This window comes from Variovorax sp. CF313 (assembly GCF_000282635.1).
Classification (GTDB): Bacteria; Pseudomonadota; Gammaproteobacteria; order Burkholderiales; family Burkholderiaceae_C; genus Variovorax.
The window spans coordinates 110,466-122,763 of record NZ_AKIW01000077.1 but is presented as its reverse complement, the minus strand read 5'-3'; the positions used below and the strand labels follow the sequence as shown (position 1 = coordinate 122,763).

11 protein-coding genes and 1 tRNA gene are annotated in these 12,298 nt (G+C 63.9%); 9 read left to right on the top strand and 3 right to left on the bottom strand.

Features of this window, described 5'->3' with window-relative positions; all coding sequences use genetic code 11:
* Positions 1-92: 92 nt before the first annotated feature.
* From rpoZ to PMI12_RS19420, 3 genes are read right to left on the bottom strand one after another with little or no spacing between them, the layout of a single operon-like run.
* Complete coding sequence (rpoZ, locus tag PMI12_RS19430; protein ID WP_007835875.1) at positions 93-296, bottom strand: DNA-directed RNA polymerase subunit omega; 204 nt, start codon at positions 294-296, stop codon at positions 93-95.
* 39 nt (positions 297-335) lie between these two features.
* Entirely contained in the window at positions 336-956 is a 621-nt protein-coding gene (gene gmk, locus PMI12_RS19425; protein WP_007835873.1) for a guanylate kinase, read from the bottom strand.
* Positions 957-970: 14 nt separating this feature from the next.
* Positions 971-1,894 carry a YicC/YloC family endoribonuclease gene (locus PMI12_RS19420; protein ID WP_007835871.1) on the bottom strand — a complete coding sequence of 308 codons (924 nt, stop codon included), beginning with the start codon at positions 1,892-1,894 and terminating at the stop codon, positions 971-973.
* Positions 1,895-1,985: 91 nt separating this feature from the next.
* Here PMI12_RS19420 and PMI12_RS19415 point away from each other — a divergent pair, with 91 nt between their 5' ends.
* The 9 genes from PMI12_RS19415 (at position 1,986) to PMI12_RS19375 (ending at position 12,274) form a co-directional block, all read left to right on the top strand.
* Positions 1,986-2,993: a serine/threonine protein kinase gene (locus tag PMI12_RS19415; protein WP_042673779.1), complete on the top strand. Its 1,008-nt coding sequence runs from the start codon at positions 1,986-1,988 to the stop codon at positions 2,991-2,993.
* A gap of 4 nt (positions 2,994-2,997) precedes the next feature.
* On the top strand, positions 2,998-3,906 hold the full coding sequence (locus tag PMI12_RS19410) for a PP2C family protein-serine/threonine phosphatase (protein ID WP_007835867.1): 909 nt from the start codon (positions 2,998-3,000) through the stop codon (positions 3,904-3,906).
* Between the two features lie 41 nt (positions 3,907-3,947).
* Positions 3,948-4,679, top strand: coding sequence for a ribonuclease PH (rph, locus tag PMI12_RS19405; RefSeq protein WP_007835865.1), 732 nt, complete (start codon positions 3,948-3,950; stop codon positions 4,677-4,679).
* A 3-nt stretch (positions 4,680-4,682) separates the two neighbouring features.
* Positions 4,683-5,282, top strand: coding sequence for a non-canonical purine NTP pyrophosphatase (locus tag PMI12_RS19400; RefSeq protein ID WP_007835863.1), 600 nt, complete (start codon positions 4,683-4,685; stop codon positions 5,280-5,282).
* Entirely contained in the window at positions 5,282-6,544 is a 1,263-nt protein-coding gene (gene hemW / locus PMI12_RS19395) for a radical SAM family heme chaperone HemW (protein WP_007835860.1), read from the top strand. The genes PMI12_RS19400 and hemW overlap by 1 nt, the downstream gene beginning before the upstream one ends.
* Before the next feature lie 32 nt (positions 6,545-6,576).
* Positions 6,577-6,661, top strand: a tRNA-Ser gene (locus tag PMI12_RS19390).
* A gap of 517 nt (positions 6,662-7,178) precedes the next feature.
* On the top strand, positions 7,179-8,111 hold the full coding sequence (locus tag PMI12_RS19385; protein WP_081502679.1) for a DUF4007 family protein: 933 nt from the start codon (positions 7,179-7,181) through the stop codon (positions 8,109-8,111).
* Positions 8,104-11,439 (top strand): hypothetical protein, encoded by a 3,336-nt coding sequence (locus PMI12_RS19380; protein ID WP_007835855.1) that lies wholly within the window; start codon positions 8,104-8,106, stop codon positions 11,437-11,439. The genes PMI12_RS19385 and PMI12_RS19380 overlap by 8 nt, the downstream gene beginning before the upstream one ends.
* Positions 11,432-12,274, top strand: a complete 843-nt coding sequence (locus PMI12_RS19375; RefSeq protein ID WP_007835854.1) for a phosphoadenosine phosphosulfate reductase domain-containing protein — start codon at positions 11,432-11,434, stop codon at positions 12,272-12,274. The genes PMI12_RS19380 and PMI12_RS19375 overlap by 8 nt, the downstream gene beginning before the upstream one ends.
* Positions 12,275-12,298: the final 24 nt, after the last annotated feature.

The window sequence follows — 12,298 nt, the reverse complement described above, 5'->3', positions numbered from 1 at the left end:
GCTACCACTTTAGCGTGACCGCTCTGTGGACGCGTCCGGACATAAAAAAAGCACCGCTTCGCGGTGCCTTTTCGTTGCAGGGCTGCGTCAGATCAGCCCGGCACCTTCTTGAGCATTTCGAGGCCGATCTTGCCTTCGGCGATTTCGCGCAGGGCGGTCACGGCGGGCTTGTTCTTGCTCTCGATCTTGGGGGCATGGCCCTGGCTCAGCATGCGCGCACGGTAGGTGGCGGCCAGGACGAGCTGGAAACGGTTCGGAATATTGACGAGGCAATCTTCGACGGTGATGCGGGCCATGATGAGAATCTTTCGGTCTGGGAGCGGTGAACTCGGATATCAGGGGATGTTCAGTGCGGCGAATGTGTCGGCACGGGCACGGCGCTGTGCGGAATACCGGAGCCGCTGAGCGTGGACGATCGCCTTGAGATCGAAAAGTGCGCGCTCAAATAACTCGTTGATTATAACGAAGTCGAATTCCCCCGCCCGGGCCATCTCTTCGGCGGCGTTCTTCAGGCGCAATTCGATGACCGAGGCGCTGTCTTCGCCGCGCCGTTCGAGCCGGGAGCGCAGTTCCTCCCAGCTGGGGGGCAGGATGAAGATCATCACCGCGTTGGCAAAGGTCTTGCGGATCTGCAGGGCGCCCTGGAAGTCGATTTCGAGGATGACGTCCGCGCCCTGGGCGATCCGCTCCTCAATGGCCTTCTTGGAGGTGCCATAGCGGTGGCCGTGCACATGTGCCCACTCCACGAAGCCGTCGGCCGCGATCATTGCGTCGAACTCCGTCGGTGACGCAAAAAAGTACTCGCGGCCATGCTTTTCCTGTCCGCGCGGCGACCGGGTCGTGTGCGACACCGAAGGCTGCACGGCCGAGTCGAGTTCCATGAGCGCCTTGACCAGGCTCGATTTGCCGGCGCCGCTGGGCGCCGCCACCACGAAGATGTTGCCGGGGTAGTCCATTCTGTCGCTCGTCGTCATTCGATGTTCTGCACCTGCTCGCGCATCTGCTCGATCAGTACCTTCATGTCCACGCCGATGCGCGTGAGTTCCAGCGCCGCCGACTTCGAGCCCAGGGTATTGGCCTCGCGGTGCAGCTCCTGGATCAGGAAGTCGAGGCGCTTGCCGATCTCGCCGCCCTTCTTGAGCAGCCGCTCGATCTCGTCGAGGTGTGAATTCAGCCGCGTGAGCTCCTCGGCCACGTCGATGCGGATCGCAAAGGCGGTGGCCTCGGTCAGCGCGCGGTCCTGGGCCGCCTCGGGCAGCGTACCGCCCGTGCCGGCGGTCAGGCCCATGGCCTCCTGCCAGCGCTCCAGGAAGCGGGTGCGCTGCTGTTCGACCAGCTGCGGCACCAGCGGACCGGCCTGCTGCACCAGGGTGCGCAGTTGGGCCAGGTGGGCTTCGAGCATCTTCGCCAGCCGGGCGCCTTCGCGCTGGCGGGCCGACATCAGGCCTTCGAGGGCCTTGCCGGCGACCTCGATCAGGTCGGGCCCCCAGTCGCCGCGGGCGGCGCTGTCACCGCCGGCCAGGCGCAGCACGTCGGCCACGCTCAGGTCGCGCGCGGCGGGCAGCCAGGCCTTGATGCTGTCCTGCACCCCGTTGAGCCGCTGGAGCAGCTTGACGGAGGGCTCGACCACGCCGGCCTGGGCCGTGTTTTCGATGGCGGCGCGCACCTCGACCTTGCCGCGCTTGAGCTTGCCCGTGAGCAGCTCGCGCAGCGCGGTCTCATGCTGGCGCAGCTCCTCGGGCAACTTGAAGGTGAGATCGAGGAAGCGGCTGTTGACCGAGCGGATTTCGACCCCGAGCCGGCCCCCGGCGGAAGGCCGTGCATCGGCTTCGGAGTGGCTGCCTGCGGACCCGTTCTGGCCGCTGGCGTAGCCGGTCATGCTGTAAACTGGCATTGCGCCTCACTGTGGTTTTGCTTGCATGCACCGAGGCGTCGGCACGGCGTTCGCTTGCCGCACCATCGCCTTCGGGCGAAACTCCCGGATTATGTCAAAGGTCAAGCCTACGCCCCTGTTGCCCGATACGGTCATTGGTGGTTACCGCGTTGTACGCCGGCTTTCCGCAGGTGGTTTCGGTGTCGTCTATCTCGCCATCGACCCCAGCGGACAGCAGGTGGCCATCAAGGAATACCTGCCGTCGTCGCTCGCCACCCGAGGCCCCGGCGAGCTCGCGCCGCAAGTGCCGCCCGAGAAATTGTCGCTCTACAGGTTGGGGCTCAAGAGCTTCTTCGAGGAGGGCCGCTCGCTCGCGCAGATCTCGCACGCCTCGGTGGTCAGCGTGCTCAACTTCTTCCGCGAGAACGAGACCGTCTACATGGTCATGAACTACCTGGAGGGCGCGACCCTGCAGGATTTCGTGGTCACCGCGCGAGACCTGAAAAAGCAGAAGGTGTTCCGCGAGTCGACCATCCGCTCGCTGTTCGACGAGATCCTGCGCGGCCTGCGCATCGTCCACCAGTACAAGATGCTGCACCTGGACATCAAGCCGGCCAACATCTTCGTCACCGACGACGACCGCGCCGTGCTGATCGATTTCGGCGCCGCGCGCGAAGTGCTCAGCAAGGAAGGCATCTTCATCCGCCCCATGTACACCCCCGGCTTCGCGGCCCCCGAGATGTACCGGCGCGACTCGTCGATGGGCCCCTGGACCGACATCTACGCCATCGGCGCCTGCATCTACGCCTGCATGCAGGGCTATCCGCCCAACGATGCGCCGCGGCGAATCGAGAAAGACCGGCTCAGCCTGTCGCTGTCGCGCCTGCGCGGCGTGTACTCCGACAACCTGATCGAGGTGGTCGAATGGTGCATGTCGCTCGACCCGCTGTCGCGCCCGCAATCGGTCTTCGCGCTGCAGAAGGAGTTGAGCCGCGAAGGCGAGCGCCGCTACACCAAGCTCACGGTGGGCGAGAAAGTGCGCCTGTCGATCGACAACATCCGCTCTTTCGACAAGAAGAGCCTGCCCAAGGCTGCTGCGCCCACCACGCGCCCCGCATGACATCATGAAATTCTCCGTCTTCCAGGTCAGCCGCAAGGGCGGGCGTCTCAAGAACGAAGACCGCATGGGCTATTGCTACACGCGGGAATCGGGGCTGTTCGTGCTGGCCGACGGCATGGGCGGCCATCCGGAAGGCGAGGTCGCGGCGCAGCTGGCGCTGCAGACCATCGCTGCGCTCTACCAGCGCGAGGCCCGCCCGACCGTGAAGGACGTGAAGGCCTTCCTGGCCGAATCGGCCATGGCCGCGCACCAGCAGATCATGCGCTACGCGAGCCACAAGGCCATGCTCGACACGCCGCGCACCACCGTTGTCGCGGCCGTGCTCCAGGGCACCACCGCGACATGGATGCACTGCGGCGATTCGCGCCTGTACGTCGTGCGCGACGGCCGCCTGCTGGTGCGCACGCGCGACCACTCGCACGCCGAACGCCCCAAGCCGCACAGCTCGGACATGCCCGTCAACCGCAACCTGCTGCTGACATGCCTCGGCTCGCCGACCACGCCGCTGTTCGACATTGCGGCGCCGCTGCAGCTGCAGCGCGGCGACCGCATCATGCTGTGCTCCGACGGTGTCTGGGGCGTGCTCGACGACGAATTGATCGTGCACACACTCTCCTCGGGCAAGCCCGTGTCCGATGCGGCTCCCGACCTCGCCGAGATGGCCCTGCGCAAGGGCGGTGCCCACAGCGACAACGTCACGCTCATTGCGCTCGAATGGGAAATGCCCGACAGCGCGGACGACCGCAGCGGCGTGTCCACCGAGACCATCGAAGACGGCGTGTTCGCCTCGACCATCCAGGCCGGCATGCCGGCGTCGGACAACGAGATCGACGACCTCGACGAAGACGCCATCGAGCGCTCCATCGCCGAGATCAACGAGGCCATTCGCCGTTCCGCCGCACGCAAGACCTGAGCGCGCGCGGCTTTTCTTTTTTCTTTCCAATTCCCGAACAAATGACTGCTTTCACGCGAAGCGGCGGCCGCGCCGCCGATCAATTGCGACCGGTGCGCATCACCCGTGGCTTCACCATCCATGCCGAAGGCTCGGTGCTGATCGAGTTCGGCCAGACCCGCGTGCTGTGCACGGCCTCCGTCGAAGAGAAGGTGCCGCCGCACAAGAAGGGCAGCGGCGAAGGCTGGGTCACTGCCGAATACGGCATGCTGCCGCGCGCCACGCACACCCGCAGCAGCCGCGAGGCGGCCAAGGGCAAGCAGACCGGCCGCACGCAGGAAATCCAGCGCCTCATCGGCCGCTCGATGCGCGCCGTGTTCGACCTTGCCGTGCTCGGCGAGCGCACCATCCACCTCGACTGCGACGTGCTGCAGGCCGACGGCGGCACCCGCACCGCCGCCATCACCGGCGCCTTCGTGGCGGCGCAGGACGCGGTCAGCAAGCTGGTGGCCAGCGGCGCTATCGAGGCATCGCCCATCAAGGGGCACGTGGCCGCCATCTCGGTGGGCATCGTCGGCGGCACGCCGTTGCTCGACCTCGAATACACCGAAGACTCGGCCTGCGACACCGACATGAACGTCGTCATGACCGGCGCCGGCCACTTCGTCGAAGTGCAGGGCACGGCCGAAGGCGTGGCCTTCACGCGCGAAGAAATGAACATCCTGCTCGGCCTTGCCGAGAAGGGCATCGGCGAACTCGTGACCTTGCAGAAGCAGGCACTGCTCTCGAACTGACTCATGAAACTGGTTCTGGCTTCCAACAACGCAGGCAAGCTCGCCGAACTCCAGCAACTGTTTGCAGGGCTGGCCGTTACCCTGGTGCCGCAGTCGGCGCTGGGCGTGGGTGAGGCTGAAGAACCTTTCCGCACCTTCGTGGAGAACGCGCTGGCCAAGGCCCGCCACGCCAGCGCCGCCACTGGCCTGCCCGCCATCGCCGATGACGCGGGCCTTTGCGTCGATGCCTTCGGCGGCCTGCCGGGCGTCGACACCGCCTACTACGCCACGCAATTCGGCTACCCCAAGGGCGATGCCAACAATGTGAAGGCGCTGCTCGAGCAACTCGACGGCGTGGCCAACCGCCGCGCCGCGCTCGTGAGCACGCTGGTCGCGTTGCGCAGCCACGACGACCCCGAGCCGCTCATCGCCATCGGCCGCGTCGTCGGCGAGATCGCGCCCGCGCCCGTTGGCGACAACGGCTTCGGTTTCGACCCCGTCATGTACCTGCCGGCCTTCGGCAAGACCTTTGCCCAACTGCCGCCCGAGGTCAAGAACGCCCACAGCCACCGCGGCCGCGCGGCGCAGGCCATGTTGGCGCTGATGCGCGAGCGCTGGCTGTAATGGCCACCATCTTCCCGATCCAGCCGGCGCAGTCCACGGGAGCGCCGCAGGCCAACGACGTGCTGCATTGGATGCGGCCCGGTCCGCTGCAGCTCAGCGCGCTGCCGCCGCTGTCGCTCTACATCCACCTGCCGTGGTGCCTGCGCAAGTGCCCGTACTGCGACTTCAACTCGCACGAATGGCGCGCCGCGAGCGAAGCGGAGATCGACGGCATTCCCGAGCAGGCGTACATCGATTCGTTGGTGGCCGACCTCGATGCCGCGCTGCCGCTCATCTGGGGCCGCACCGTCCACACCATCTTCATCGGCGGCGGGACGCCGAGCCTGTTTTCGCCGCAAGCCATCGACCGCCTGCTCGGCGATGTGCGTGCGCGCCTGAAGCTCACGCCCGATTGCGAGATCACGCTCGAAGCCAACCCCGGCACCTTCGAGCGCAATCGCTTCCGGGCCTACCGCGCGGCCGGCGTCACGCGCCTGTCGGTGGGCGTGCAGAGCTTCAACGACGAGCACCTGAAGGCGCTGGGCCGTGTGCACGATCGCGCCCAGGCCATTGCCGCGCTCGAAGAGGCTGCGAGCACCTTCGACACCTTCAACCTCGACCTGATGTACGCGCTGCCGGGCCAGACGCTCGAGGGCCTGGACGCTGATCTGTCGCAGGCGCTGGCGCTCGCGCCGCCGCACCTGTCGGTGTACCACCTGACCATCGAACCCAACACCTGGTTCGCCAAGTTCCCGCCGACCCTGCCCGAGGACGACATCGCCTACGCCATGCTCGACCGCATCACCGAGCGCACCACTGCGGCCGGCATGTCGCGCTACGAGGTGTCGGCCTATGCGCGCGATGGGCACCAGTGCGCGCACAACCTCAACTACTGGCAATTCGGCGACTACCTCGGCATTGGCGCCGGCGCGCACAGCAAGCTGAGCTTTGCGCACCGCATCGTGCGCCAGGTGCGCTTTCGCGAACCACGCCTGTACATGGAGAACGCACGCGCGGGCGCCGCCGTGTCGCAGAGCGACGAGGTGGCGCTGGCCGATCTGCCGTTCGAATTCATGCTCAATGCGCTGCGGCTGAAGGAGGGCTTCACGCTGCCGCAGTTCAGCGAACGCACGGGGCTGGCGATGACGTCGATCCAGCGTGGATTGGAAGAAGCCGAGCGCAAGGGGCTTGTGGCGCGCGACCTGTTCCGCGTGTGGCCGACCGAGCGAGGGCTGGATTTTCTGAGCGATCTGCAGGCGATGTTCCTGCCCGATGAAGCGTAGGGCAACGCTGTCGGCATAAAATCGACGGTTCCGGAGAGTTGGGTGAGTGGTTTAAACCAGCAGTCTTGAAAACTGCCGACGTGAAAGCGTCCGTGAGTTCGAATCTCACACTCTCCGCCGATTCCCTAGGAAAATCAACAGCTTAGATTGGTTTTCCAATTCTGTCCCACATAAAAGCCCACATAAAGCCGCTGCTCGTCTGGGCAGCGGCTTTATTCTTGCAGTCCAGTGTGAACGCGGGGGAGGGGCAGCATTCCATGGAAATCAACACTTTGCCGTTTCCGCACAGATTCTCCGCTGCGAATAGGATGTGATGCGTGATGCGTGATGCGTGATGCGTGATGCGTGATGCTTTGCAGTGCCGTCGCTCCTTGAGACGTTCGACTCGGCGCGAATTCGCTCTGGGGACTTGGACCCGTTAGCTAGGATGACGTGCTTCCACGACCGATAGTTGAGTTGGCTCGGCCGCTTTTAATTAGGTCTTCGCCTCGGAAATACACGGGGTTACGAGCCAGAGAGAAGCCCAAGGGCGTGCCCCTCTCCACTCGAACTGTTGTTTCTTACAGTGATGGCGACTACACTCAACTGGTGGCATCCTCCAGTCCGCCGACCCTAGACCAACAAATTGAACTGAATGGCAACTACGTCTCCTAAGCGCAAGGCAGAGAAGGGGGAGATACCGGCTCACTTTTCGGGTCATGAGACCTTCCCTCTGCGTCAAATGTGGCTCAAGAAGGCCTTCGACCAAGCGAGCGAACGAGACTTGATCCGCAAGTCCACATTCATCAGCGAGACTGCTATCGCTGACTTTGGTGTGGGCAAGAACATGGTTGCATCGATCCGGCATTGGGCTTTGGCATGTGGCGTCATGCGTGAAGTCGACGCCGGATTTCGCATTGGCGGCATTGCCAGTGAGATCCTGCAAGATGGTGGACTCGACCCCTATGCCGAGAGTCCGTCGACGGCGTGGCTCTCGCATTGGCAACTCGCCGGCCGCTGCTTTCGTTCGACGACGTGGCATTGGCTGTTTAACCACGTGACAGCACCAACCTTTACGCGCCAAGAGCTCGAAGAGCCCTTGGCTCGCTACGCTCGCACGCTAGATCCGAAGCATCGCCTTTCGACCTCGACGATCTCGCGCGACTTGGAGACGTGTCTTCGTAGCTACGCACCGCGCACGGCCGGCGGATCTCCTGAGGACTTCGCCGAGCCGTTGTTGGGCGAATTGGGCTTGCTACAGGAAGTCCACAAGGGCCAATACGCCTTCCGCCGCGGCCCAAAGGCTTCACTGCACGACGGCGTATTCGCCTATGCCTTAGTCGATTTCTGGAATCGCAAAGCAGACGGCCAAAGCTCGTTGGCCTTCGAGACGGTAGCCTATGCCGAAGGATCGCCTGGTCGCGTCTTCAAGCTCGATGAGGAATCGATCGCCCAACGACTGATCGCTCTTTCCGATTTCACTGGCCGAAAGCTCGAGTGGACCGACACCGCCGGCCTGAGGCAGGTCCACCGTAAGGCCTTGTCTAAGGAAGACATCAAAAACATGATCAGACGCGCCTATGACTGAGAAGACGCAACAGGCACTTTCGGACATCGTCCAGATTGCGCGCCAGTACCAGCGTTCCATTCGCGTCGACGCCGACATCGGCCGTGCCGACGCACTCTCTGGCTACATCTGCCACGCGACCGCGGCCGCCGTTGTCGATGGCATGTGCAAACAGCTCTCGGGAACGAATCAACGCTGCTTCACCTGGACCGGCCCGTTTGGCGGCGGCAAGAGCTCACTGGCTGTTGCCTTGGCGAGCGCTCTGCACGCCGACAAGAACCTCCGTGCCAAAGCGCGCGAAGCTTTGCGCTTGGATTCCAAGCCCGCCTTTGACAAAGCGTTCCCCGTCCGCAAAGGATGGCTTATTGTCCCGGCTGTGGGGCGGCGCGGAAGCGTCGTGACGGAGCTTCACGCAGCGCTTCGTCGCGCACAAGGCAAGACCGTCGATGGCCGCAGCAAAGCCACCGCCCAAAGCCTGATCGCCGAACTACTAGAAGAGGCCACGAGCCGCCCGCAGGACGGTGCGCTGGTTCTCATCGACGAGATGGGCAAGTTTTTGGAGGCATCCGCCCTCGGCTCCGGGGACGACGTCTACTTTTTCCAAGAGCTCGCTGAGGCCGCCGCGCGCTCCGAAGGCCGCCTGGTGGTCATTGGCGTGTTGCATCAGTCCTTCGCGCAGTATTCGGCGCGCCTTGGAATCGACACCCGAGACGATTGGGCCAAGATCCAAGGCCGCTATATCGACTTGCCGTTCGTGGCGGCGAGCGATGAGGTCGTCGAGCTCATCGGCCGCGCGATCGAAGCAAAGGAACGCCCGCCATGGATGCGCGATGCGTCCGAAGCAATCGCCGAAGCGATCCGCTCACGCCGGCCCGCGGTTGGTCAGAGTTTCGCAAAAGCCTTGGAGAGTTGCTGGCCACTGCATCCGGCCATGGCCGCGCTACTGGGGCCGATCTCCAAGCGGCAATTCGGACAGAACGAGCGCAGCACCTTCGGCTTTCTGTCATCGGTGGAACCGCACGGCTTCCGCTCCTACCTGAACTTGACCCTTAAAAGCGAGGCGAGTTGGTATCGCCCGAGCGACTACTGGGATTACCTGCGCTCGAACCTGGAGCCGGCGATCCTCGCCTCGCCCGATGGGCATCGCTGGTCGCAAGCTGTCGAAGCGGTAGAGCGGGCCGAGGCCAAGACCGGCGATGCCTTGTTGGTGTCGCTGATCAAGAACATCGCAGTCATCGACCTCTTCCGCAACGGTTCGGGCCTGGCCGCCGATTCCGCCGTGATCGGCGCTCTCTTCTACGACAAAACGCGCGATGACCTCGACGCCGCGCTGCAAAAGCTCGCAGGACTGAAAGTCGCCCTTTTCAAGAGCTACACCGGCGCCTGGTCGGTTTTCGAAGGCAGTGACTTCGACATCGACGCGGCCATCGCTCAGGCTCTGGCTGCCTCGCCTGGCATCGACTATGCGCGTCTCGCCCAGCTCATGGGACTGCATCCCGTGGTGGCCAAGCGGCACTATCACGAGACAGGCTCCATGCGCTGGATGGAGCTCTCGCTATGCAGCATCGAGCAGGCTGAGAAGATCGCCGCCGACTTCCGACCAAAGAAGGGCGAGTTCGGGACCTTCATCCTCGCGCTGCCGAGCAAAGGCATGAGCCCGAGGGCAGCGCGCGTGCGCGCGCAGGCCTGCTCAAAGCTTCAACCTTGGCCGGTGCTGGTGGGCATTCCCACCAATCACGCCCGCATCGCGCAGCTCTCCGCCGAGTTGGTGGCTTTGGAGCAAGTCAAGGATCGCCATGAGCTCTCGGGCGATGCCGTCGCACGTCGCGAGGTCTACGCACGCTTGGCCGCGACCCGGGCCGACCTCGAAGACCAGCTCCAGGCCGCCGTGTCGCTCGCGAAGTGGCACGATGGAAGCGATCAAGTTGTTGAGCCTGGCTCGAAGCTCTCCCCTGTGGCGTCTACTCTTGCCGAAGAGCTATTCACCGCCTCGCCGCCGGTGTGGAGCGAACTCGTCAACCGCGACAGCGTGTCGAGCAACAGCGTGAAGGCGCGGCGCGACCTGCTGCACGCGATGATCAACGCCGAAGGCCAAGAGGCCTTGGGCTTCGAAGGCTTCCCGGCCGAGCGCGGTCTCTACGAGACGATGCTGCGAATCACGGAACTCCACCGCCAGGACGCCTCCGGAGCCTGGCGCTGCATACCGCCTGGCGATGGATTCGCCGAAGGCTTCGCACCGCTATGGGATGCGACGCGTGCACTCTTCTCAGACGCCAACGCCCGAGTGGGCGCCCATGAGATTTACGCACTGTGGAGTGCCCCGCCCTTCGGCATGAAGCTGGGCATCCAGCCGGTAATCCTCACAGCGTTCCTGCTCGCTCACAAAGCCAACATCGCCGTCTACAAGGACGGAATGTTCGTGCCTCGGCTCACCGACTTCGACATCGACGAGTGCCTGCAAGACCCCGACCGCTTCTCGCTTCGATGGGTGGCTATCGACGAGGACAAGAGCCGGATCCTCGAAGGCATCTCGAAACTCCTGACCGAGATCGGCGAGAACGCCGGGGCGGCCGATCCACTTGAGGCTGCCCGTGGCTTAGTGGCGATGGTCTTCAACCTGCCCGAATGGGCTCGGCGGACTTCGCGGCTGGGCCAGATGGCAAAGGACATGCGGGACATGCTCCTCAAAGCCAGCGACCCGCACAAGGTCCTGTTCGTCGACCTGGCCTCGCTGCTGGGCGCGGCCGACGGCAAGGCCTATGTGAAGGCCTTGCGCGCGCCGCTGCAGGAGCTCGCTGGCGCCTACAGCAAGATGCTCGCCGAGGTCGAAGCCAAGATGCTTGCCTCCCTCGACGCGAGCCTGGACGACCTGGAAGCCCTGCGCGAGCGGGCGCAGTCTGTCTCGGGCATCTCGGGCGATCTTCAAATGGATGGCTTCGCCACCCGCCTTGCAAGCTTCGATGGCTCACGGGCTTCGCTGGAAGGCATCCTGAGCTTGGCGGCCGAGAAACCCCCGCGCGACTGGGTTGATCGGCATATCGATGCGGCGATCTTGGAGTTGGCCAAGTTCGCCCGGCGCTTCCGCGAGGCAGAGGCATTCGTCGCCGTGCAAGGCCGCAAGGCCCACAGCGAAGCCATCGCCATTGTTATCGGCGCGGGCTCAGACACAAAGACCATTTCGCGCTCGTTCGCGATTTCTGACCGCCATCGGCAAACGGTGGAGACCAAGGCCCACGAGGTCGCCTCGATGCTGGAAGGCAAAGGGTTGGGGACTAACGTATTGCTGGCGATCCTGGCCAAGGCCGGGATGAAGCTGGCGTCTATGGACAAGGAGGCAGCCAATGGCTGAGCGGCACGTTCTGGGGATCTCCGGCGGCAAGGACAGCGCGGCGCTGGCCGTCTACATGCGCGAGCACCATCCCGAGCTCAACATCGAATACTTCTACACTGATACCGGCGAAGAGTTGCCCGAGGTGTACGAGTTCCTCGGAAAGCTCGAAGGCAAGCTGGGCAAGACCATCTTGCGGTTAAATCCAGACCGCGATTTCGGCTTCTGGCTGCGCCAATACAACCACTTCCTGCCCAACCCCAACACGCGTTGGTGCACCCGGAAGTTGAAGCTCGCCCCCTTCGAGAACTGGGTGAGGCCCATGCTCGCAGCAGGCGACAAGGTCACGTCGTATGTGGCCATCCGTGCCGATGAAGACTATCGGGAGGGTTACTCGGCCAAGGCGGACAACTTGTTTGTGAGGCTCCCCTTTCGCGAAGCGGGCATCGACAAGGTCGGCGTGATCGACATCTTGGAGAACTCGGGCGTCGGATATCCCAAGTACTACGAATGGCGCTCGCGCAGTGGCTGCACGTTCTGCTTTTTTCAGCAGAAGATCGAGTGGGTTCGCCTCCGAGAGCGGCACCCAAAAGCCTATGAAGACGCCAAAGCCCTGGAGAAAGACGCCTTGGAGCACGGCTCGCCTTTCACCTGGTCGAAGGGCGAATCGCTCTCCGACATGGAGAAGCCGGAGCGTGTGACGGCAATCGAAACGGAATACGAGATCCGCCGTGCCCGCATGCGCAAAGCCATTCCAATCAATCCGCTGCGGCCTGTGAAGGCCAGCCCGGACGACATCGACGACATCTACGGGGTAGATGAGGGCAATGGCTCGTGCGCCATCTGCCATAAGTGACCGCTGTCAACTGACGAGGGAGGC